This window comes from Arenibacterium halophilum (assembly GCF_005938225.1).
Taxonomy (GTDB): domain Bacteria; phylum Pseudomonadota; class Alphaproteobacteria; order Rhodobacterales; family Rhodobacteraceae; genus Arenibacterium; species Arenibacterium halophilum.
Window position 1 is genome coordinate 91,502 of record NZ_VCPC01000002.1, and the last position, 23,063, is coordinate 114,564.

The 23,063-nt window shown below is 63.2% G+C and carries 19 protein-coding genes; 12 read left to right on the forward strand and 7 right to left on the reverse strand.

The annotated features are described in order from the left end of the window. Positions 1 to 36: 36 nt before the first annotated feature. The 4 genes from FGK64_RS07320 to FGK64_RS07335 all read right to left on the reverse strand — a co-directional run bounded on the left by FGK64_RS07320 (position 37) and on the right by FGK64_RS07335 (position 5,272). A complete protein-coding gene (locus tag FGK64_RS07320; protein ID WP_138863165.1) occupies positions 37 to 234 on the reverse strand; it encodes a type II toxin-antitoxin system Phd/YefM family antitoxin in 198 nt (65 codons plus the stop codon). 922 nt (positions 235 to 1,156) lie between these two features. Further along, the gene (locus tag FGK64_RS07325; RefSeq protein ID WP_138863166.1) at positions 1,157 to 3,730 is read right to left on the reverse strand and encodes an HWE histidine kinase domain-containing protein; all 2,574 of its coding nucleotides are present in this window, start codon (positions 3,728 to 3,730) and stop codon (positions 1,157 to 1,159) included. Next, positions 3,727 to 4,395 carry a biliverdin-producing heme oxygenase gene (locus FGK64_RS07330; RefSeq protein WP_138863167.1) on the reverse strand — a complete coding sequence of 223 codons (669 nt, stop codon included), beginning with the start codon at positions 4,393 to 4,395 and terminating at the stop codon, positions 3,727 to 3,729. The genes FGK64_RS07325 and FGK64_RS07330 overlap by 4 nt, the downstream gene beginning before the upstream one ends. A 118-nt stretch (positions 4,396 to 4,513) precedes the next feature. Further along, the gene (locus tag FGK64_RS07335) at positions 4,514 to 5,272 is read right to left on the reverse strand and encodes a DeoR/GlpR family DNA-binding transcription regulator (RefSeq protein WP_138863168.1); all 759 of its coding nucleotides are present in this window, start codon (positions 5,270 to 5,272) and stop codon (positions 4,514 to 4,516) included. A 136-nt stretch (positions 5,273 to 5,408) separates the two neighbouring features. Here FGK64_RS07335 and FGK64_RS07340 point away from each other — a divergent pair, with 136 nt between their 5' ends. Together FGK64_RS07340 and FGK64_RS07345 are read left to right on the forward strand one after the other, a co-directional pair. Then, the gene (locus tag FGK64_RS07340; RefSeq protein ID WP_138863169.1) at positions 5,409 to 7,832 is read left to right on the forward strand and encodes a GcvT family protein; all 2,424 of its coding nucleotides are present in this window, start codon (positions 5,409 to 5,411) and stop codon (positions 7,830 to 7,832) included. Between the two features lie 27 nt (positions 7,833 to 7,859). Beyond that, positions 7,860 to 8,798 (forward strand): choline/ethanolamine kinase family protein, encoded by a 939-nt coding sequence (locus FGK64_RS07345; protein ID WP_138863170.1) that lies wholly within the window; start codon positions 7,860 to 7,862, stop codon positions 8,796 to 8,798. Here the strand turns inward: FGK64_RS07345 and FGK64_RS07350 are convergent. Further along, the gene (locus FGK64_RS07350; RefSeq protein ID WP_138863171.1) at positions 8,795 to 9,571 is read right to left on the reverse strand and encodes an inositol monophosphatase family protein; all 777 of its coding nucleotides are present in this window, start codon (positions 9,569 to 9,571) and stop codon (positions 8,795 to 8,797) included. The two genes, FGK64_RS07345 and FGK64_RS07350, sit on opposite strands and share 4 nt — an antisense overlap. A gap of 182 nt (positions 9,572 to 9,753) precedes the next feature. Between FGK64_RS07350 and FGK64_RS07355 the strand changes: the two genes are divergently transcribed. The 6 genes from FGK64_RS07355 (at position 9,754) to FGK64_RS07380 (ending at position 17,695) form a co-directional block, all read left to right on the forward strand. Further along, on the forward strand, positions 9,754 to 10,698 hold the full coding sequence (locus FGK64_RS07355) for an ABC transporter substrate-binding protein (protein ID WP_138863172.1): 945 nt from the start codon (positions 9,754 to 9,756) through the stop codon (positions 10,696 to 10,698). A gap of 86 nt (positions 10,699 to 10,784) precedes the next feature. Further along, positions 10,785 to 11,816: a quaternary amine ABC transporter ATP-binding protein gene (locus FGK64_RS07360; protein ID WP_138863173.1), complete on the forward strand. Its 1,032-nt coding sequence runs from the start codon at positions 10,785 to 10,787 to the stop codon at positions 11,814 to 11,816. Next, a complete protein-coding gene (locus FGK64_RS07365) occupies positions 11,813 to 13,855 on the forward strand; it encodes an ABC transporter permease (protein WP_138863174.1) in 2,043 nt (680 codons plus the stop codon). The genes FGK64_RS07360 and FGK64_RS07365 overlap by 4 nt, the downstream gene beginning before the upstream one ends. Further along, positions 13,855 to 14,736, forward strand: coding sequence for a phosphotransferase (locus FGK64_RS07370; RefSeq protein WP_171054004.1), 882 nt, complete (start codon positions 13,855 to 13,857; stop codon positions 14,734 to 14,736). The genes FGK64_RS07365 and FGK64_RS07370 overlap by 1 nt, the downstream gene beginning before the upstream one ends. Positions 14,737 to 14,743: 7 nt before the next feature. Beyond that, positions 14,744 to 17,194 (forward strand): GcvT family protein, encoded by a 2,451-nt coding sequence (locus FGK64_RS07375; protein ID WP_138863175.1) that lies wholly within the window; start codon positions 14,744 to 14,746, stop codon positions 17,192 to 17,194. Between the two features lie 72 nt (positions 17,195 to 17,266). After that, positions 17,267 to 17,695, forward strand: a complete 429-nt coding sequence (locus tag FGK64_RS07380) for a VOC family protein (RefSeq protein ID WP_138863176.1) — start codon at positions 17,267 to 17,269, stop codon at positions 17,693 to 17,695. A gap of 18 nt (positions 17,696 to 17,713) precedes the next feature. Here the strand turns inward: FGK64_RS07380 and FGK64_RS07385 are convergent, their stop codons facing one another. Next, positions 17,714 to 18,490 (reverse strand): DeoR/GlpR family DNA-binding transcription regulator, encoded by a 777-nt coding sequence (locus tag FGK64_RS07385; RefSeq protein ID WP_138863177.1) that lies wholly within the window; start codon positions 18,488 to 18,490, stop codon positions 17,714 to 17,716. An 86-nt stretch (positions 18,491 to 18,576) separates the two neighbouring features. After that, on the reverse strand, positions 18,577 to 19,086 hold the full coding sequence (locus tag FGK64_RS07390) for a MarR family winged helix-turn-helix transcriptional regulator (RefSeq protein WP_138863178.1): 510 nt from the start codon (positions 19,084 to 19,086) through the stop codon (positions 18,577 to 18,579). 227 nt (positions 19,087 to 19,313) lie between these two features. Here FGK64_RS07390 and ectA point away from each other — a divergent pair, with 227 nt between their 5' ends. The 4 genes from ectA to FGK64_RS07410 are packed head-to-tail and all read left to right on the forward strand — an operon-like array spanning position 19,314 to position 23,046. Next, complete coding sequence (gene ectA / locus FGK64_RS07395; protein WP_138864250.1) at positions 19,314 to 19,865, forward strand: diaminobutyrate acetyltransferase; 552 nt, start codon at positions 19,314 to 19,316, stop codon at positions 19,863 to 19,865. Between the two features lie 34 nt (positions 19,866 to 19,899). Next, positions 19,900 to 21,186 carry a diaminobutyrate--2-oxoglutarate transaminase gene (ectB, locus tag FGK64_RS07400; RefSeq protein ID WP_171054005.1) on the forward strand — a complete coding sequence of 429 codons (1,287 nt, stop codon included), beginning with the start codon at positions 19,900 to 19,902 and terminating at the stop codon, positions 21,184 to 21,186. Between the two features lie 31 nt (positions 21,187 to 21,217). Continuing rightward, complete coding sequence (locus tag FGK64_RS07405) at positions 21,218 to 21,613, forward strand: ectoine synthase (protein ID WP_138863179.1); 396 nt, start codon at positions 21,218 to 21,220, stop codon at positions 21,611 to 21,613. Positions 21,614 to 21,621: 8 nt separating this feature from the next. Then, the gene (locus tag FGK64_RS07410; RefSeq protein ID WP_138863180.1) at positions 21,622 to 23,046 is read left to right on the forward strand and encodes an aspartate kinase; all 1,425 of its coding nucleotides are present in this window, start codon (positions 21,622 to 21,624) and stop codon (positions 23,044 to 23,046) included. Positions 23,047 to 23,063 lie beyond the last annotated feature (17 nt).

Here is a 23,063-nt window from a genome sequence, read left to right on the forward strand (position 1 = left end):
CGCAGAAGACGATCTGGCTGAAAGAGTCGTAGCCTGTCATTTTGCCTCCCCTTTCGAACTTTTTTGGATCGGCATTCGGTCTGTTTCAATGTTCTTCAACCGTTCATATTCCTCGATAGCCATGACCACTACTACTGGCCGACCGTGCTTGGCTACGGCCACCGGCTCAGCTCTTGCGAGGTCGATCAACCTCCCAAAGCCATATTTCGCGTCTTTCGCGCTTAGGGTCTGCATACGACCGCCCGCCTTTTCTCCGCCACTTTTGGCCAATTTGGCCAAATTAAGCAATAGCTGTAGTAGACTGAGGTGCATGTCGCGAGGTGATCAGATGTAGTACAGGGGGGAGGTCGGCAAGAATGCGTTGCTCCTTCTAATGTGTTCTACTTTGCTCCAGAGAGGCCTCAACCCGAGAGGGCCTACCCCGCCTAGCCTCGCTGTCGCCGTGCTTGGGGTGGGGTGTAGGGGGGGGCGTCAAGCAAGTGGCCCCAGCGCCGTCCCGGCATAGGCTTTTGTCGGATTAGTAGGGCAAACAGAAATCCGTAGGGGATTAGTAGGGGAGCGGGGTACAACTGATGACGGCATGGTGCGACACCGTGCAAGATAAAGACTAGAAAATTGCGTTTCGTACCAGAGTGTTGTATGGATTGTGCAGGTGCCGTGCGCCTGCGTGCAACTCGGTCCACCAAACCCGACAAACAATTCGTAATGATGGGGTCGGGGGTTCGAGTCCCTTCAGCGGCACCATTCTTCTTGAACATCAGATTTACTGGAAATCGGCCCACAGGTGCGGTGCGCGGCATGACTGTTGCGCGGTGCTCTTGGTTCGGGCTCGGGGTACAGCGGGGCCGTAACGTGCTCCTTTCATTTTGAACGAGGCTGCCAGCACATACCCGGCGAAGCCGACGAGGCCCCATCGAGGAGCCGAGGGGGGATCCAGGTGCCAGGGGCTCCAGAAGTCAGAGTTCAGGCGCGAAGCGGCGTGATTACCGTCAAAAGCGGTAGAACTGATTGAGACGTTGCCGACAATCGGGGTGCCGGACCACTTAGGCATTCAATCCAAATGGTCGCGGGGCACCGGTTGGCCGGCCTGTCCAGAAGTGGCCTGCCTTTTCTGAATTGGCGCCTGCTGTAGCAGGCGCCATCCGGTTCCGGAAGGCTAGCCCGTGCCTTTCAGGTCGAGCTTCGACAACCCGCGCGACAGCGTTTCGATCGTGAAGGGTTTGCTGACCACCGGGGCGGGGGGAAATTGCGACAGGGTGGTGCCCGCGCCGCTATAGCCGCTGGCCAGAACAAAGGGCACTTTGCTTGCCGACAGGTATTCTGCCACGGGTTGGCTTGTTTCGCTGCCCAGGTTCACGTCCAGCACTGCCAGCGACAGCGTGTTGGCCGAGGCGATGCGCAGGGCTTCGGCCACGGAAGAGGCAACATGCACGGTGTCCGCACCCAATTCGCTCAGGATTTCCGAGGCGTCCATCGCGATGATCATGTTGTCTTCGACCACCATCGCAACGCCTGAGAGTTGCGGTTTTTCAAGCGGCGCGGTCACAGCGGTGCCTTCCGGCGCAAGAGGCGCAAGTTGGCGGAATTCGACCGTCCGTTCAGGCAGTGTGAATTCCGCGCGCAGACCCGACATGGCAAAGTGGATATCCGAGGTGCCTTTCAATTCGAACTCCACCGATTTCTCGATGATGGTCGACCCGAAACCGCGCCGCGTGGGGGCCTGTACGCTGGGGCCGCCGGATTCGACCCATTTGATGCGGGCATAGCCATCCGGGTCCTGCGACACGGTGACATCGACCCGGCCGACATCGGATGACAGGGCTCCGTATTTCACCGAGTTCGTGACCAACTCGTGAAAGACCAGCGCCATGGTCGAAAACGCCTCGGGCGCAAGCAGGAGCACGGGGCCGGTGACGATCAGCCGGTCCGCCTGGTTCGTGACATAGGCCGAAAACTCGACCGCCAGCAGCTCGCGCAATGCAACAGGGCGCCATTCCGTCGCGGTCAACTGGTCATGCGCTTGCGCCAGCGCGTGGATGCGGCCATCGACGGCGCGGGTGAAATCGTCGATCGAGGTTGTCGTTTTGCGCGATTGCGAGACCAGAGAACGGATCAGCCCAAGCACGTTGCGCACGCGGTGGTTCAACTCGGCAATCAGCAGTTCCTGCTGGTCCTGCGCGCGCTTGCGTTCGACATTGGCTTCGTCCGCCAGTTTCAGCACGACTTCGAGCAGGGTGACGCGGATCGCCTCGGCGGCACGCAATGCGGTGGGCGACCACTGTTCCGAGCGGTTGGCGACATCTTCCTTCCAGACGTCAAAGCTTTTGCGCGGTGTAAGGCGGGCGCCGAAGGCACCGACATCGACAGGCTTGTGCGGATTGCCGGCCCATTGCACCTGATGCGCGATTTCGCGGCGGAACAGCACGATATAGTCACGTGGTCGGCGCGAGATCGGAATGGCGAGCACGCCCGCGCATGTATCCTGAAACGCCCCGATCGACGGCATCCGGGCTGCAAGGTGGTCGGTTGCATAGACCCGAGAGGCGGCGGCGGTGTTCAGGAATCGTGCGATGCGCTGAAAATCGGCTTTATCGGGCGTAGAGCCTTCGGTCAGGTATGCCCCATCGGAATACAGCGCGATGCCGTCGTAGGGGATCGTCTTTGCGATCTCGCGTGCCATCGTCGGGAAGGCGCTGATCAGGCTGTCGCCCGAGGACACCTGCATCATGATGCGATCATGCAGCCGCTGGGCTTGCTGGATCGCATCGGCAGTGGTTCGGGATTCCTGCCGCTCAAGCTCGTAGGCATAGAACTGGGCGAACAATTCGATCGCGGTGCGGCGCTCGTAGTCGATGTAAAGCGGTTCGCGGTGGTGGCAGGCAAACAGCCCCCAGAGTTCGCCGCGGATGACGATCGACACCGACATCGACGCCTTGACCTTCATGTTGCGCAGGTATTCCAGGTGGATCGGCGACACAGCCCGCGTGACGGCCATGGACAGGTCCAGCGGTTCACCCTCGGGGCTGGTTTGCGGCACGATGGGAGACACGGTGGCATCCACGTCGGAGATCAGGCGCAACAGGTTCTTCTTGTACAGCGCGCGCGCCTGGCGGGGAATATCGGAGGCGGGGAATTGCAACCCGAAGTAGGTTTCGTCGTCGGTCTTGTCCTTGGCTTCGGCGATGACCTTGCCGTCGCCTTCGGGGCCAAAGCGATAAACCATGACACGGTCGAACCCGCTGAGCGCCCGCAGTTGACGCGCGGCCTGATCGGCGGAAGAGGCGATGTTAGACTCGGCCGATATGCGTTGCAGCATCGGGGTGACAAGGGCCAGTTCATCGTGTTCGCGCCCACGCGCCTTGGCTTCGAATTCGAAGACATAGCTTTGGCCGGATTGGTGAATGCTGATGTCGAAAAGTCGGGAATCACTAAAGAGCGGAAAGCCGAACAGTCGGGTCACGGCGTTTTCGTGCGTTGAGGCAGACAGTTTCCGGCGCAGTTTTTCCACGGATGTGGCGGGCAGAAAGCTGGCCAGCGGCGCTCCGATCATGTCTCCAGCCTCGGTGCCGGTGATCTTGTCGATATTGGCCGAGGCATGTTGGATCAGCCAGTCGGATGAGACGGCGATCAGCGCCCCGAACGGCTGAACATTGCCAAGCAGGTGGATCGGTTCACGGTCGCAGTTCGTAAGGTCGACCGGCGTGTCTGTCGAAATAAAAGAGTCGTTCATAGGCTGGCTATCGCTGTATCCACAGTCGTTTTGCTGGCAAGGGTCGGGTCGAAGAGACCAAAGGCGGTGCGGGCGTCCGCGATCACGCGGCGGGCGAGCGGGCTGTCGGTTGGTTGCGTTGACATGCGTTGGCAGAATTGGCGCCAGAGCGCGGTGTCGGCTTTCATGCCGAAAAATCCGGTTTGCTGATCTTCGGGCAGGGCGCGGCGCAGGACAGTTGCCCCTAGCTGAGAACCAAGGACAAGATACGCGACCGCGTCGGGATGCAGGGTCAGGCCGGGAACGGCGAGGGGTGGATAGACCGTCATCGCGCGTTGGGCCGGGGTGATATCCTGTTCAAGCGCCGCGATCGCGTTGCGCAACACCGGCGTCGCTTCGGCGGCCTGCCAGTTGCAGGCCGTTCCCATCAGGTAAAACCCGTGGGCCTGAATGGCGCAGAATGCGCGACGTTGTTCCGGGTCGCGCAGGTCCAGCCGTGACAAGGCCCGATCCAGTTGCGCGTGCTCTTCCGATGTCTGATGTCGCAACGCATCGCGGAGTGTTGGTGCGGTGAGGGTGTGTTCAGTCATAAACGTTGCTGATCTTCCGGTCTGTCCCGCTCCGATACTGTCGAACGCGTCGACTATGAATGATTCGTGCAGACCGAGTCCTTGTTTATGAATCACTGGTAAACGCCGCGCCCCTCGAAATGGTTCCGAACAGCAAAATTTTTTTGAAAAAATTTGTCTGCCGCACCCGCGTGGCACGCAAACCGGGCGGGTGCAGATGCGACTGTGGAGACGATCAGGCCGGGGTTCGCACGTCCAGCGCGGTGAGAAGCGTGGCGAAGTCCTCGGGCGGGCGCGCGTCGGTGACCACAAGGCTGCCGTCACGCAGGGGGGGCAGGCGCAGCGGAGAGCCGGCGCCCTGAAGAATCCATTTCGACTGATCGACCGCCATCAGTGATTGCGACGCGATATCTTGCAGGGCCAGGGACATTTCGACTTCGTTCTGGTCATTCACCAGAAAGCCGTGGTGCGGGTGGACGCGCGATGCCGAGAGGATCGCCCAATCGACGGAGAAGCTGGCCACCGTGTCGAAGGCATTTCTGTCGAAAGCGGCGCCGTCGTGGGCGCGCAGTTGCGTGCCGGCCATGAAGACGCGATTGCCGGGGATCACGGCCAGCGTGGCGGCGATGATGGAAGAGTTGCTGACCACGGTCAGGTTGCGCCTTTGGCACAGCGCCTGCGCGATGATCCCCGAGGTCGACCCGGTGTCGATGGCCAGCGACGCGCCATCGGGGATAATCTGCGCGACCATTTCGGCGATACGCGCCTTGGCGGCGCGGTTTTCGACGAGGCGCGCGGGCAGGGGCGGGTCGTTTGGTCCATCGACCGAGACGATGGCGCCGTGCACCTTGCGAATGCGCCCCTGCGCAACCAGTGGCTGGACTATCCGGCGCACGGTCTGATCGGTCACATCCAGCGTCTGCGCGATGTCTCCGACCGAGACGGTGCCATGCAGCGCCACCATGGCCAGAATATCCTGATCGTATTTTGACATGGCCGGTCCTTTCCTTGCGGGGGCAGGATAGGGCAGAAGCGTGAGGTGATACAGAATTTTTGTTCGAACATGTCGTTTTTTGTTGCTTTTTGTTGATCTGACTTCAAGCTGCCGGTGAAATCTTTGGGAAAATGATATGGCGCACCATTCTGCACGGCATCTGATCATCGGCGGTGGCATCATCGGCTGTTCCGTGGCCTATCATCTGGCGCGCGCGGGCGAGAGCGACGTGGTCGTGCTGGAAAAGGCCTCGATCACCGAAGGCGCGACGTGGCATGCGGCGGGCTTGGTCGGGCAGCTGCGGTCAAGCCGGAACACCACCCGGATGCTGCAACGCTCGGTCGCGATGTATGACCGGCTCGAAGCCGAGGTCGGCATGGCGTTCGACTGGAAAAAGGTCGGCAGCCTGCGGCTGGCCGCGACGCCGAACCGGATGCTGGAAGCGCGACGGCTGGCGACCATGGCGCAGAGTTTCGGACTTGAGATGCACATCATCTCGCCTAGCGAAGCGCAGGATCTGTTCCCCTATATCGACACAAAGGGGCTGGAAGGCGCGGCCTTCATCCCCTCGGACGGGCATGTGGATCCGGCCGGGCTGTGCCAGGCGATTGCGGCGGGGGCGCGGCGGCATGGCGCGCAGATACGCCAAGGCGTGAAGGTGCTGGATTTCACCCTGCGCGATGGCCGCATCACCGGGGTTGAAACAACCGAGGGCACATGGGAGGCCGAGACCGTGACGCTGGCCGCCGGCATGTGGAGCCGCGAGCTGGGCGACAAGCTGGGCCTGCGGGTGCCGGCCTGCGCGGTCGAGCATCAGTACATCGTGACCGAACCCTTGCCCGATACCGACAGCGTCGCCGCCTTGCCGACGCTGCGCGACCCCGAGCGGTTGGTCTATTACAAGCCCGACGCGGGCGGGCGGCTGGTGATTGGCGGCTACGAGGAAGGCACGTTGCCCTTTGGCGAAAAGGGCATTCCGGGCGACTTCGTGCGGCAACTGCTGCCCGACAACATGGATCGGTTCGCCCCGCTGGCCGAACTGGCGGCGCAGGTGACGCCGGTGGTGAACGAGGTTGGCGTGCGCTCTGTCATCAACGGGCCGATCCCCTATTCGGCGGATGGCGATTTCGTCATGGGCTGGCAGCCCGGCATCGACAACCTGATGATGGCGACGGGGTTCCTGTACGGGATCGCGGCGGGCGGTGGCGCGGGCGAGATGATTGCCGAGTGGATTCTGAATGGCCGCCCCGGGCTGGACCTTTGGCCGCTGGATGTGCGGCGGTTTTCGCATCACCACGGTACGCGGGCCTTCATGTATCCGCGCGCGGTCGAGCATTACGAATACCACTACAAGGAACGGTTCCCGGGGCAGGAATACACCAGCGCCCGAAACCTGCGCCTGTCGCCGCTGCATGACGTGCTGGACGGGCACGGCGCGATTTTTGGTTCGAAAAACGGGTGGGAGCGGCCGCTGTGGTTCGCGCCCGAAGGTGTGCCGCAGGAAGACCAGCTTGGATTCCTGTCGCCGGGGTACAAGCCATACGTGGCAGAGGAACACCGCGCGGTGCGCGAGGGTGTGGCGCTGATCGACCAGAGTTCGTTTTCCAAGTTCGAGCTGATCGGCCCCGGTGCCCTGGCGCTGCTGCAACGGCTGGCGGCCTGCAACATGGACAAGCCCGACGGCTCGGTGATCTATGCGCAGTTCTGCAATGAAACCGGCGGGATCGAGGCCGACGTGACCGTGATCCGCCTGTCGCGCGACCATTTCTACCTTGTCACCGGGTCGGGGTTTGGCGTGCATGACAGCGACTGGATCCGCCGTCACATGCCCGCCGATGGTTCGGTTCACCTGATCGAGGTGACCTCGGGCCGGGCGGTCCTCAACATCGTCGGCCCGAAATCGCGCGAAGTGCTGGCCGCAGTCAGCGAGGACGATCTGTCGAACGCGGCCTTCCCCTTTGCCACCGCTCGGGACATCACCGTGGGGGCGGCCCCGGTGCGCGCGGCGCGGATCGGGTACGTGGGCGAGCTGGGGTATGAGCTGCACGTGCCGACCGAATATGCGCGCCACGTCTATCAGGCGCTGTGGCAGGCGGGGCAGGGGCACGGCATTCGCAATGTTGGCTATCGTGCCATTGAAACGCTGCGGCTGGAAAAGGGCTATCTGTATTGGTCGGGCGACATCACGCCGGATTATTCCCCGATCGAGGCCGGGCTTTCGTTCCGGGTGCATCTGAAATCCAAGGGCGATTTCATCGGCCGCGCCGCGCTGGAGCGGCAGAAGGCCGAAGGGCCAGAGCGTGTGCTGTGTACCTTTGTGACGCCCGAAACCCTGCCTGTGTCCGGAGGCGAGCCGATCCTGCATGGGGGCGAAACCGTCTCTCTCGCCACATCAGCGGGGCGCGGGCATACGGTGGGACAGACGATCCTGTTCGGCTATCTGCCTGCCGCACTGGCGCAGGAAACGGCATTTGAGTGTATTGTCTATGGCGAGCGCCATACGATCACCCGTGTCGATGGGCCTTTGTACGATCCAGAAAACACCCGCCTAAAAGGGTGACACACCGACAAAACAACAGGGAATGCGATGAGCGAAAAGGACAAAGCCACGATCAGGGCCGCATTGGCCCGGACCCCGGGTTACGACGATGCAGACCCGGCCACATTGGACATCATGCGCCTTGGCGGGCTGACAAACCTTGTCTACCGCATCGGCGTCCCGGGGCGGGCGCCTTTGGTGGTGCGGCTGCCGGGGGCGGGGACCGAGGATTACATCGACCGCAAGGCCGAGCTGGTGAACGCGCAGGCGGCGGCGCGGGCCGGTGTGTCGGCGCGTATCCTGCATGCCGAACCAGAGGCGGGCATTCTGGTGATGGACGCCATCGAAGGTGTCACCACAATGACGCCCGACAATTTTCACACCATCCCCGGCGCCCCGGCCCGTGCGGGACAGGTGCTGCGCCAGTTGCACGCCTCGGGCGAGGAATTCGCTGCACGGTTCGAATTGTTCGCCATGATCGAGGATTATCTGGGCGTACTCGCCAAGAAAGAAGGCTCGACCCTGCCCGAGGGTTATCACGATGTGGTCGCTGCCGCCGAGCCGGTGCGCGCCGCGCTGGATGCCAATCCGGCACCACTTGCGCCCTGCCATTGCGACCCGTTGTGCGAGAATTTTCTGGACGATGGCACCCGCATGTGGGTGGTCGATTACGAATATGGTGGCATGAACGATCCGCTGTGGGACTTGGGCGATCTGTCGGTCGAGGCGGGCATGACGCCCGAGATGGAGGCCGAGATGCTGGCCGCCTATTTCGGGCGCGCGCCCACGGCGGCCGAGCTGGGGCGCGTCGTGATCTACAAGGCGATGTGCGATCTGCTGTGGACGTTGTGGGGCCTGATCCAGCATGCCGACGGCAACCCGGCCGAGGATTTCTGGGCCTATGCCACGGGGCGGTTCGACCGGTGCAAGGCGCTGATGAACGCCTCCGGTTTCGATGATCACGTGGCTGCGGTGCGCGCTGGCTAGGCGTTCAGCAACGCCAGCACCTCGCGGTGCAGCTCGGGCGTGGCGGCCGACACGACCCGCCCGTCCGAGTTGAAATCCAGCGCTTTGCCTTGCCAGTCGGTCATCACGCCGCCCGCGGCCTCGATCAGCCCCAGCACGGGCAGATAGTCATAGGGCTTCAGGTCGTAATCCACCACCACGTCCACCAGTCCTTCGGCCAGCAGGGCGTGGGGGTGGCAATCGTATCCCATGCGGCGCAGGCGCCCGGCGCGGGTCAACCGCGCAAAGGTTTCGGGGACCGCAGCAAAAATCTTGTCGCCTTCATTGATGTACAGCGTGGCCTCCGCCAGTTGCGTACACCTTGAGACGTAGATCGGCGCCCCGTCGCGGGTCGCGCCCAGCCCCGGCGCCCCGGCATAAACCTGCCCCAGCGCCGGAAACCGCACCACGCCCAGCCGCGTGCGATTGTCCTGCACCAGCGCCATCAGCATTCCGAACAGCGGTACGCCCGAGACAAAGCTTTTGGTGCCGTCGATCGGATCAACCACCCAGATGCGCGCCCGGTCTTGCCCGGTCACGCCATGTTCCTCTCCGAATATCCCGTCGTCGGGGAACTGCTGTTCCAACTGCTGCCGGATCGCGGTTTCGGTGTCGCGGTCGGCCTGGGTAACCGGGCTTTCATCTGACTTGGAAAAGACATCCAGCGGCGCGCGAAAGGCCGCCCGAGGAATCGCCGCCGCCGTTTCGGTAATCGCGATAGCGGCCTGCAACAGGTTTTGTGTGTCGTCCGACATGGCGATCCTCGCTCCGTCTTGCCTCATACCCCGAAAAAAGCCACAAAAGACCGCGAATAGCCAAACAAAAATCACCAAAGGCAATAAAAACTATTGATTTTTTGCCGCTCGTTAAGGACCGTAACAACGCAGCCGCAACAAAAACCACAGATTAGGCGCGACGATACCAACAGGAGAGAGAAATGAAATTTGCACCACTCATGGGCGCCGGTCTTTTGGCGCTGGCCTCAGTGGCCCCGGCCTTGGCCGAGGTTGAAAGCACCGACCCGATCAAGCTGACCCTGCACGACTGGACCGGCCAGTTGCTGACCACCAAGATCATGGGCAGCGTTCTGGAAAAGGCCGGCTACAATGTCGAATACGTTCAGGCCGACTACATCGCGCAGTTTGCGGGCCTGAAAACCGGCGATCTGCACGTCGCCATGGAAATCTGGGCCACCACGGGGCAAGAAGCGATGGACGAAGCCATCGCCACCGGCAACGTCGTATCCTATGGATCGACCGGGATGCAGGCGATCGAGGAATGGTGGTTCCCGGCCTATATGAAGGAAGATTGCCCCGGCCTGCCCGACTGGCAGGCGCTGAACGATTGTGCGGATCAATTTTCCACCGCTGAAACCGCGCCCTTTGGCCGCTACCTTGGCGGCCCGGTGACATGGGGCGGCTTTGACGAAGAACGTGTCGAGGCGCTGGGCCTGGATTTCGAGGTGGTGCACGCGGGCACCGACGCGGCTCTGTTTGCCGAGCTGGAATCGGCCTATCAGCGCAAGGCGCCCATCGTTCTTTGGGTTTACGCCCCGCATTGGGCCGTCGCCAAGTATGAAGGCGAATTCGTGCAGTTCCCGGCCTATACGCCCGAATGCTACACCGATCCGGCCTGGGGCTCGAACCCCGATGCCGCCTATGACTGCGGCAAGCCGACCGGCCCGATCTACAAGGTCGGCTGGGCGGGCGTCTCCGACAAGTGGCCGGGCGCGGCCTCGGCCATCGAAGCCTTCACCATCGACAACGCCGCCATGGGCGACATGGTCGGGCAGGTCGATCTGGACGGCAAGGATTTGGACGCTGTCGTGGCCGATTGGGTCGCCAACAACGAAAGCACATGGCAGGGCTGGATTACCCAGTAAGCGCCACCTGCGGGCCTGCGCCCTGTCGCGGGCCCGTCACCAAAGATGCCCGGCCCGCAAGCCGGCCCAACCCCAAGAGCGTCGCAATGGAAAGACCGGTTCTGCTGGAATGCCGCAATCTGTGGAAGGTCTATGGCCACCGGCCTGACCAGTTCCTGAAGGAACATGGCGGCAACCCGTCGGGCGATGCGCTGCGCCGCGCGGGCATGATCGGGGCGGTACGAGATGCCAACGTGAAGATCCGGCAAGGCGAGATTTTCGTGATCATGGGGCTGTCGGGTTCGGGCAAATCGACGCTGGTGCGCTGCCTGTCGCGGCTGATCCGCCCCGACGCCGGAGAACTGATTTTCGACGGGCAGAACATCCTGCCCTATACCGACAAACAGATGCTGGATATTCGTCGCCGCCGCATGGGGATGGTGTTTCAGCACTTCGCCCTGTTGCCGCATCTGACCGTGCTGGAAAACGCGGCCTTTCCTCTGGAAATTCAGGGCGTGCCCCGGGCCAAACGCGAAGCGCAGGCGCGCGAGGTGATCGAACTGGTCGGGTTGAAGGGGCGCGAGGATTACTACCCCTCGCAACTATCGGGCGGTCAGCAGCAACGTGTGGGCATCGCCCGTTCGCTCGCGGTAGAACCCGACCTTTGGTTCCTGGACGAACCGTTTTCCGCGCTCGACCCGCTGATCCGCCGCGAGATGCAGGACGAATTCATGCGCCTTCAGGCGATGTTGAAGAAAACCATCGTTTTCATTACCCACGATTTCGACGAGGCGATCCGCCTGGCCGACCGCATCGCCGTGATGCGTGATGGGCGCATCGTACAGGTCGCCACGCCGCAGGATCTGGTGCTGTCGCCCGCCGACGATTACGTCGCCGAATTCACCCGCTACGTGCCGAAATCCAAGGTGCTGACCATGGGCGCGATCATGGCGCCCGGCGCCGCCGCGGGGGACGTGGCGGGCGAATTGATCGTGACCGACCGGGTCGAGGCCGTCGCCGACCGGATCGAGCGCGCCGATGGCATGTTCAACATCCGCGACGAAGAGGGCCGCATTGTTGGCCATGTCGGGCGTGCGGTCATTATCGACATCCTTGTCGGGCGGAGCTCGGCCGCATGAGCGTGAGCGAGACCAGCGCAACACCGCCCGCGCCGCGTCGTTGGCAGGGCGTGCCATCGGTGCCGGGCTGGGCGTTCTGGGTGGTGCTTCTGGGGGTCACCTGGGCCGCCTCGCATTACGCGATGGACATCTACAAGGCGCTGGATGCGCGCTGGATCATCCGTTTCCCTGCCGCGTGGCAGCCCGATTTCGAAGGGCGCATCTCGGCCGGCATGAAATGGCTGCTGGAAGAGGCCGAGCTGTTTGGCATCCTGTTCCGCGACGTGACCCGCGCCATCGCGCGGTTGATTGAAATCCCCTATGACCTCGCCGTCGATCTGCTGGTGACGGGCGTCCTGCAAGGGCAGGGGCAGCAGGCGCAGCAGGTGCTGCCGCCGCTCAGCTGGATCGCGGTCACCTATATCTTCTGCGCGCTGGGGCATTATGCCAAGGGCTGGCGGCTGGCGGCGCTGATGGGGGCCTGTTTCCTGTACCTTGCGGTCTTCGGGCAATGGGCCAGCGCGATGCTGACGCTGGCCTCGGTCCTGATCGCCGTGCCGCTGGCGGCGGTGGGCGGGCTGCTGCTGGGCATCCTGGCCTTCCGCGTGCCGATGGCCGAGCGCATCCTGCGCCCGGTGCTGGACCTGATGCAGACGGTCCCTATCTTCGCCTACCTCGTGCCGATCCTGTTCATGTTTGGCTTTGGCCCGGTCGCGGCGCTTGCGGCGACGGTGATCTATGCCATGCCGCCGATGATCCGCGTGACCATCGTGGCGCTGCGCGGCGTGCCCGAGGAGCTGGGCGAGCTGGGCGTGATGGTCGGCGCGACTTCGGGGCAGCAGATGTGGAAAGTGCTGGTGCCTGCCGCGCGGCCGACCCTGATGGTGGGGCTGAACCAGGTCATCATGCTGACGCTGAACATGGTCATCATCGCCTCGATGATCGGGGCCGGGGGGCTGGGTTATGACGTGCTGACCGCGCTGCGGCGGCTGGACATCGGCGGCGGGGTCGAGGCGGGGTTGGCCATCGTGGTGCTGGCCATCGCGCTGGACCGGCTGAGCCAGGCGTTTTCGGCGCGCACCGTTACCCTGCGCGCGTCGCAATCGCGGGGCGGCTGGGCGATGCGGCACCGCTGGTTGCTGTCGTCGTTGGCGGTGGTGCTGGTGACGGCACTGATCGGGCTGGCACTGCCCTGGGTGCAGACCTATCCCAAGGCTGCGGTGATCAGCACCGGGCAGATCTGGGCCGATGCCATCGGCTATATCAACGTCAATTATTTCGACACGCTGGACGCGATCAAGACGGTCCTGCTGACCTGGGTTTTGCTGCCGGTGCGCCAGTTCTTCACCGGCATCCCGTGGCCTTGGGGCCTGGCCGCGATCACGCTGATCGGCGCCCGCGTGGGCGGCTGGCGGCTGGCGGCGCTGGTCTTTGCGCTGACCGGGCTGGTGGTGCTGACGGGGCTGTGGACCAAGGCGATGATGACCGTGTACCTCTGCGGTGTGTCGGTCGTGATCGCCTCGATCATCGGGATTCCCATCGGCATCCTTGCGGCCCGGAACGAGATGTCGAACCGCGTGGTGGGCGTGTTCATCGACACCCTGCAAACGCTGCCCAGCTTCGTCTACCTGATCCCGGTGGTGATGCTGTTCCGGGTCGGCGATTTTTCTGCGATGATCGCCATCGTCGCATATGCGCTGGCCCCGGCGGTGCGCTATGCCGCCCACGGCATCCGCTCGGTCGATCCGCAGATCGTCGAGGCGGGGATCGTGTCTGGCTGCACGCCCTGGCAGATGCTGCGCCGGATCAAGCTGCCGATCATCGCGCCGGAACTGCTGCTGGGGCTGAACCAGACGGTGATGCTGGCGCTGTCGATGCTGGTCATCACGGCGCTGGTGGGCACCCGCGATCTTGGACAAGAGGTGTATATCGCACTGACCAAAGCCAACGTGGGGCAAGGCATCGTGGCCGGGCTGGCCGTGGCCTTCATCGCCATTATCGCTGACCGCCTGCTGGAAGCGGCCGCGCGGCGGATGCGCAACCGGGCCGGGGGTGCGTGATGGACATCGACCAGGCCATCGCCCGCGCCATGGCGCTTCCCGTCTGGCAAGCGCCCAGCGATCCGCGCCCGCTGTCGGGCGGGATCACCAACCTGAACGTCCGGCTGACCGACCGGGGCCGCGATTACGTTGTGCGCGTGGGCGGTGACATTCCCGAACATCAGGTGATGCGCTTCAACGAACTGGCCTGTCACCGCGCAGCGCAGGCCATCGGGCTGACGCCTGCGGTGGTGCACGCCGAACACGGCATCCTTGCGATGGACTTCGTCGAGGGCCGAACGCTCGATGCCGCCAATGTGCGCGACGCGGCGATGCTGGCGCGCATTGTGCCCCTGCTGCGGCAGTTGCACGACCAGGGGCGCGCCGCGCTGCGCGGTCCGGTGCTGATGTTCTGGGTCTTTCACATCGTCAACGACTATGCCGCCACGCTGCGCGCGGGCGGGTCTGCCCATGTGCCCGCCCTGGATACGCTGTTGCAGGCGGCGACCGATCTGGAGCGCGCGATTGGCCCGGTCGATGTGGTGCTGGGCCACAACGATCTGCTGCCCGCCAACCTGATCGACGCGGGCGACCGCCTGTGGCTGATCGACTGGGATTACGGCGGGCTGAACAGCCCCCTTTTCGACCTCGCGGGCCTCGCGTCAAACGCCGAGCTGCCCGAGGACGGCGAGCGCGAGATGCTGGCGCAATATCTCGGCGCAGCCCCCGATGCGGCGCTCTGGCGGCGGTATGTGGCGATGAAATGCGCCTCGCTGCTGCGCGAAACCATGTGGAGCATGGTGTCGGAACTGCATTCGACGCTCGATTTCGACTACGGCGCCTATACCGCCGAAAACCGGGCGCGTTTCGACGCGGCCCTGAGTGAATTCAAAGGCTTGTGAGGGACTTATGAGCGATTTTCCGACCAGCGCGAAGGCTGTCATCATCGGCGGCGGCATCGTGGGCTGTTCGACGGCCTATCATCTGGCCAAACTGGGCTGGACCGAGGTTGTCCTGCTTGAGCGCAAGAAGCTGACCTCTGGCACCACCTTCCATGCCGCGGGGCTGGTGGGTCAGCTACGCAGCAGCGCCAACATCACCCAGCTGCTGGGCGAATCCGTGCGCCTCTACCGGACATTGGAAGAGGAAACCGGGCTGGGCACCGGCTGGAAGATGAACGGCGGGCTGCGGTTGGCCTGTAACGAGGAACGCTGGACCGAGGTGAAGCGGCAGGCCACCACCGCGCGCAGCTTTGGCTTGGATATGCAGCTGCTCACGCCGTCTGAGGCGCAAGAGCTGTGGCCGCTGATGACAGTGGACGACGTGGTAGGCGCGGCCTTCCTACCAACCGACGGGCAGGCGAACCCGTCCGACATCACGCAGGCGCTGGCCAAGGGCGCGCGCATGTCGGGGGCCTCGATTTTCGAGGATACCAAGGTCACCGAAATCGACGTGCAGGATGGCGTGATCAAAGGCGTGAAGACCGAAAAGGGCTATATCGCTTGCGAAAAGGTGATCCTTTGCGGCGGCCAGTGGACCCGCGCGATGGCGGCGACGGTGGGCGTGAACGTGCCGCTGGTGCCGGTCGAACATCAATACATGGTGACCGAACGCATTGACGGCGTGACGCCCGACCTGCCCACCCTGCGCGACCCGGACCGGCTGACCTATTACAAGGAAGACGTGGGCGGGCTGGTGATGGGGGGCTATGAGCCGAACCCGATCCCATGGGCGCTGGACGGTATCCCAAAGGGGTTCCACTATACCCTGCTCAGCTCCAACTTCGACCACTTCGAACAGCTGATGGAGCTGTCGCTGCCGCGCGTGCCCGCGCTGGAAACCGCCGGGATCAAGCAGCTGGTGAACGGGCCGGAAAGCTTCACGCCCGATGGCAATTTCATCCTAGGCGAAGCGCCCGAGCTGAAGAATTTCTACGTTGGCGCCGGGTTCAACGCCTATGGCATCGCCGCCGGGGGCGGGGCCGGGATGGCGCTGGCCGAATGGGTCGCCAAGGGCGAACCGCCGTACGATCTGTGGCCCGTCGACATCCGCCGCTTTGGCCGCCCGCATTTCGACACCGACTGGGTGCGCACCCGCACGATGGAGGCCTACGCCAAGCACTACACGATGGCCTGGCCGTCCGAAGAACACAGCTCGGGCCGGCCCTGCCGAAAATCGCCTCTGTATGACACGCTGCTGTCGAATGGGGCCTGTTTCGGCGAAAAGCTGGGCTGGGAACGCCCGAACTGGTTTGCCGACACGGCGGCCGGGGAAGAGGCGAAGGATGTCTATACCTTCGGCACCCCGAACTGGGAAACCGCCGTGGCCCGCGAACACAAGGCCGCGCGCGAGGCGGCGGTGCTGTTCGATCAGACCTCATTCGCGAAATTCACGCTGAAGGGCCCCGACGCCGAAGAGGCGCTGAGCTGGATTGCGGCGAATGACGTGAAAAAGCCGGTGGGGTCACTGGTTTACACGCAGATGCTGAACGACAACGGCGGCATCGAATGCGATCTGACCTGCGTCCGGGTCCGGCAGGATGAATATTACATCGTCACCGGTACCGGCTATGCCACCCACGATTTCGACTGGATCGAACGCAACATTCCCAAGGGGCTGAACGCGCAGCTTGTGGATGTGACCTCGGCCTGGTCGGTGCTGTCGCTGATGGGGCCGCGCGCGCGCGACATTCTGGCCGCCGTCACCAATGACGACGTGTCGAACGATGGGTTCCCATTCGGCACTGCGAAAACCATCGGCATCGCCGGCTGTCCGGTGCGGGCGCTTCGCGTGACCTATGTGGGCGAGTTGGGGTGGGAACTGCACCTGCCTGTCGAATACGCCACCACCGTTTACGCCGCGCTCAAGGCGGCAGGGGCCGAACATGGGCTGATCGACGCGGGGTATCGCGCGATTGAAAGCTTGCGGTTGGAGAAAGGCTATCGTGCCTGGGCGGGCGACATCAGCCCCGATTACACGCCCTTCGAGGCCGGTCTTGGCTGGGCCTGCAAGCTGCGCGGCAACCAGCCGTTCAAGGGGCGCGAGGCCGTCGAGGCGCAGCGCAGCGGCGGCGTGAAGCGGATGCTGGCGACCTTCACCACCGACGATCCCGACACGGTGATCTGTTCGCGCTCGACCATCTATCGCAACGGCACGCGCGTCGGCTACCTGGCCAGCGCCGGGTTCGGGCATACGCTGGGGAAATGGATCGGCATGGGTTATATCCGGTCGGATGACGTGATCGACCGCGATTTCGTGCTGTCGGGCGACTATGAACTGGAGGTCGCGACACAGCGCATCCCCTGTTCCGTTTCGCTTGCGCCGCTGTACGACCCCAAGATGGAGCGGGTGAAGGCCTGACGCGCGAAAGCCATTTCCAGCGGTGAGATTGCCCGGTATCACCCGGGCAAACGCCACCCAAGGAGATGCGTCATGACACAGCGCGAGATTAGCCCCTTTCACCTTGCCTTCCCGGTCGATGACCTCGACGCGGCCCGCGACTTCTACAAGGGGTTGCTGGGCTGCGGCGAAGGCCGGTCCTCGCCCGAGTGGGTCGATTTCGATTTCCACGGCCACCAGATCGTCGCCCACCTCGCGCCCGACGAATGCGGTTCCTCGGCCACCAGCGCGGTGGACGGCCACGGCGTGCCCGTGCGCCATTTCGGCTTGGTGATGACGATGGATGACTGGCAGGCGACCGCAGACCGTCTGAAAGAGGCGGGCGTTAAGTTCGTGATCGAACCCTATGTGCGCTTCAAGGGGCAGCCCGGCGAACAGGCGACGATGTTCTTTCACGACCCGGCGGGCAACGCGGTGGAGCTGAAGGCCTTTGCCGATCTGAACCAGCTGTTCGCCAAATAAATCCCGAGGTGGTCGGGGTCAGCCCTCGGCCACCACCAGCTCGATCTCTTTGTCATCCAGCATGGCGGAAATCGCCGCACTGGGCGGCGTATCCGTAAACATCAGGTCTATCCGCTCTTGCCGCTGCATGGTGATCGGGGCGCGTTTGCCAAGCTTTTCGCCATCGGCGACTACAACGCGCACTTGCGCGCGGTCCATCGCCAGATCGGCCAGGTTCGCCTCTTGCATGTCGTGCAGCAGGAAGCCCTGTTCGGCGTTCACTGCCCCCACGGAAAACACGGCAAAGCGCACGTTCAGGCGGCGGATGAAATCATGCGCCTCGGCGCCAAAGGCCCCGCCATCGTGGCTGCGCAGCTCGCCCCCGGCCATAAACACCTTGTTGTTGTTCCGCGTCGCCAGCGTTTGCGCCACGAAGACGGAATTCGTGGCCACGAACAGGTTGGAATGGCTCTGCAACGCCAGCGCCACATAGGCGGTGGTGGAGCCTATATCCAGGAACAGGGAATCCCCGTCGCTGATGGTGCCCGCCACGGCGCGGGCGATGCGCGTCTTGGCGTCCACCTCGCGGGTCAGGCGGTTTTCCAGCGTGGGTTCAAGAATATCCTCGACCAGATGCACCCCGCCATGCACCTTGCGCACGATGTTGCGATCTTCCAGCGTGCGGACGTTGCGGCGGATGGTTTCGTTAGTCACGCCCAGCTGCCGGGCCAGCGCGCTGACACGGCACGACCCGCCCACGCGGGCCAATTCGCGCAGGATCTCTTCTTCGCGCTGGTTGGTGGTTTTCCGGATCATGTCACGCCTGTGGTTGTCGGAAAACTCTGACCGGCTTTCCCACATATTGCAACAGAAAGCCGCGCCGGTGTTGTGGGGTATCGGCGCTAACTTGTGCGATGTGCCGGTTTTGCAGCGCGGATTTCGCCCGTCGTCAACACCGGCGAGGCGTCGATCTCATGCGCATCCAGCATCGCCGCCACACGTTCCAGCGAGGCGACCAGCTGCGCCTGTTCCCAATCCGCCAGCCCGGCAAAAGCGGTGACATAGCGTTGTTGCAAGGCATCCGGCGCGCCCTTCAGCGTCTCGCGGCCCGTGTCCATGATGACCACATTGGTCTGCCGCCGGTCCGTCGCCGAGGCTTCGCGCCTGACCAGACCGCGCGCCACCAGCTTGTCGACCAGCGTGGTGATCGTTGCCTGGCTGACACCCATGCGCGAGGACAGCGCCGTTGGCGTGGTTGAACCGGTCACGCCCACCAATTGCAACACCCGCAACTGCACCGAGGTCAGACCCGCCGCCTGCGCCAGATCGCGTTCATACATCTCGGTTGCGCGCAGAATCCTGCGCAGTGCGATCAGGCTTTGGTCGATTCTATCTCGGTGCGGTTCGGTCATGACGGGGAAATGTGACATATCCGCAGCAATGCTTCAATCCGCGAAGGATCATTCGATTCGCTTAGGAATGCTAAGTAAATACTGCGTGCTTTCCTTTGATTTCCTGCTCAAGATATTGCGAGATTTTCGCTGAAAGGCCGCTATGAGCGGAATATTTTGCTTAGAATGTTGAAATGAACCCAGGGGTGCGCTACTTAGCAAACCGAACAAACATGGAGCCTGAAATCGTGCCGAAAGACATGATCACGACCGAAAAAGACCTGCCCCGAACGCGGGCGCCCCTTCTGCGCAAACCTGAAGCGACAGACGGGGCCGCGATCTGGGACCTTGTCCGCGCGTGCAAGCCGCTGGACGAGAACTCCATGTATGCGAATCTGATCCAGGCGGATCATTTTCGCGACACCTGCGTGCTGGCCGAACTGGACGACGAAGTTGTCGGCTGGATTTCGGGGCACATGATCCCGCAGCAGGATGCGTTTTTCGTCTGGCAGGTTGCCGTCGGCGAACAGGCGCGGGGCTTGGGCCTTGGCAAGAAGATGCTGAAGGAACTGATCTCGCGTGATGTCGCGCGCGATGCCTGCGAACTGAAGACCACGATCACCAAGGACAACGATGCGTCCTGGGGGCTGTTCCGCAGCTTTGCCCGCGACATTGGCGGTGATCTGGACGACGAACCGCACTTCACGCGGGACGAGCACTTTGACGGCGCACATGCCACCGAGCACATGGTGACAATCGCGCTGCCCACCCGTGCAGGCACCCTCCGCCGCGCGGCGTAACCCAACCGACATTACTGAATTTGAAGGAGTCACCATGCCCAGAGACATGGCAAACGACCCGTCGATCTATGAGCGCCGCGAAAGTGCGGCCCGTTCCTATTGCCGCGCCTTTCCGGCCAGCTTTACCCGTGCCCGCGGATCCGAGCTGTTTACCGAGGATGGCACGCGTTACATCGATTTTCTTGGCGGCTGTTCCTCGCTGAACTACGGCCACAACGACCCCGACATGAAGGCCGCGCTGGTGCAGCACCTGGCCGGTGACGGGCTGGCCCATGCGCTGGATTTTCACACCGACGCCAAGGCCGCGTTCCTGACCGCGTTCGATGATCACATTCTTGCGCCGCGTGGCATGGATTACCGCATCATGATGACCGGCCCGACCGGCACCAACGCGGTTGAGGCCGCGATCAAGCTGGCGCGCAAAGTCACTGGCCGTCGCAACGTGATCGCCTTTACCAATGGCTTTCATGGCATGACGATGGGCGCGCTGGCGCTGACCGGCAATGCCGGGAAACGCGGTGGAGCGGGTGGCGGCGCGCTGGGCGACGTGACCCACATGCCGTATGAGGGCGCGCTGGGCGAAGGCGTCGACACGCTGGCCGTGATCGAGGAACTGCTGGGCAACCCGTCGTCGGGTGTCGATGCCCCGGCGGCCTTCGTGTTCGAGCCGATCCAGGGCGAGGGCGGGCTGAACGCCGCCTCGGACGACTGGATGCGCGGGATAGAGAAGCTGGCCCGCAAGCACGGCGCGCTGGTGATCGTCGATGACATCCAGGCCGGGATCGGCCGCTCGGGTACCTATTTCTCGTTCGAGAAGGCAGACATCAAGCCCGACATGATCACGCAGGCGAAATCGCTGTCAGGCTTTGGACTGCCGTTTGCTGCGCTGCTGATCAAGCCCGAACTGGATGTGTGGAAGCCAGCCGAGCACAACGGCACCTTCCGGGGCAACACCCATGCCTTTGTCACCGCCCGCGTGGCGATTGAAAAGTTCTGGAAGGACAAGAGTTTCGAGCGGGAGCTGACCGCCAAGATCGACCTGCTGAGCGGCGAGATTCAGGCCGTGGCCGACATGGTCGAAGGCGCCAAGCCCAAAGGCCGTGGCATGATGCAGGGCGTTGACGTGGGCGATGGCGATCTTGCGGGCAAAATCTGCGCGCGCGCCTACGAAAAGGGCCTCGTGATCGAAACCTCGGGCGCCCATGACGAGGTGATCAAGTTCCTCGCCCCGCTGACCACACCGAATGACCTGATCCGCGAAGGGTTCGCGATCTTGCAAGAGGCCACCCGCGAGGTGCTGGCCGAAACCGCAGGCGCCTGACCCCGAACCCGGACGACAAGGAGAGAAGACAATGATTGTACGTGATTTCAACGAACTGAAGAAAACCGACCGTCACGTGGCCGACGCGCGCTGGACCTCGACCCGGATGCTGCTGGCCAGCGACGAGATGGGGTTTTCGTTCCATATCACCGTGCTTGAGGCGGGTTCGGAACACCAGTTCCACTACAAGAACCACTTTGAAAGCGTCTACTGCATGAAGGGCAAAGGCTCCATCACCGATATCGCCACGGGCGAGACCCACGATATCAAGCCCGGAGTGATGTATGCGCTGAACCTGCATGACAAGCACATTTTGCGCGCCGAGGAAGAGCTGCATATGGCCTGCGTGTTCAACCCGCCGGTCACGGGCGCCGAGGTGCACCGCGAGGATGGGTCCTACGCCCCGGCCGAAGAGGCCGCAGCCTGAGGTACGCCATGGCACATACAGTTGAAAAAATTGGCGGGACAAGCATGTCCCGCCTGAACGAGCTGCGCGACACGCTGTTCGTCGGCACCCGCAAGGGCGAAGCGTTGTATAACCGCATCTTCGTGGTGTCGGCCTTTGGTGGCATCACCAACCTGTTGCTGGAACACAAGAAAACCGGCGATCCAGGGGTGTATGCGCGCTACGCCGATGCCGATACCGATCATGGCTGGCACGACAGCCTTGCGCAGGTGTCCGATGCAATGGGCAAGGCACACCGCGAGGTGCTGGAGCACCCGCTGGATATCGCGCAGGCCGACAGCTTTGTCGCCGAGCGGATCGAGGGCACGCGCAACTGTCTGATCGACCTGCAACGCCTGTGTTCCTATGGCCATTTCCAGCTGTCCGAGCACCTGTTGCAGGTGCGCGAGATGCTGTCGGGCCTGGGCGAGGCGCATTCGGCCTTTGTTGCCGCGACGCTGCTGCAACGCGCGGGCGTGAACGCACGGTTCGTTGACCTGACAGGCTGGCGGATGCCGGGCGATGTATCGTTGGACGAACGGATTTCGGGCGCGCTGACCGATCTGGACGTATCGGGCGAAATGCCCATCGTCACCGGCTATGCGCAATGCGCCGAAGGGCTGATGCGCGAATTCGACCGGGGCTATTCCGAGGTGACGTTTTCGCGCATGGCGGCGCTGACCGGCGCGAAAGAGGCGATCATCCACAAGGAATTCCACCTGTCCTCGGCTGACCCGGGGATCGTGGGCGAAGGCGTGGCGCGCAAGCTGGGGCACACGAACTATGACGTGGCCGATCAGATGTCGAACATGGGGATGGAGGCGATCCACCCAAAGGCGGCGAAAACCCTGCGCCAGGCCGATGTGCCGCTGCGGGTGACGAACGCCTTTGAACCCGAAGACCCCGGCACGCTGATCGACGACAAGCCCGCCGAGGCGCCTGCGGTCGAGATGGTGACCGGGCTTGACATCATCGCGCTGGAGCTGTTCGAGCAGGACATGGTGGGCGTCAAGGGCTATGACGCCAAGGTGCTCGAGGTGCTGACGCGCCACAACGTGCGCATCGTGTCTAAGAATTCGAACGCCAACACGATCACGCATTACGTCGATTCCTCGCTGAAAGTGATGCGCCGGGTCGAAAGCGATCTGGCCAAGGCCTATCCGAATGCCGATGTCTCGGCACGGCCGCTTGCGATGGCCTCGGTCATCGGGCGCGATCTGGCGGGGCTGTCGGTGCTGACACACGGGTTGCAGGCACTGGCCGAGGCGGGGCTTTATGCCCTTGGCGCCTCGCAGGGGCCGCGCAACGTGGATGTGCAGTTCATCCTTGAACGTGACGCGCTGGAGCCTGCCATCACCGCCCTGCACGGGGCGCTGGTGGAACAGGGCGAAACCCCGCTGCCCAAGGCTGCCTGAACATCGCGCCGCGCCGG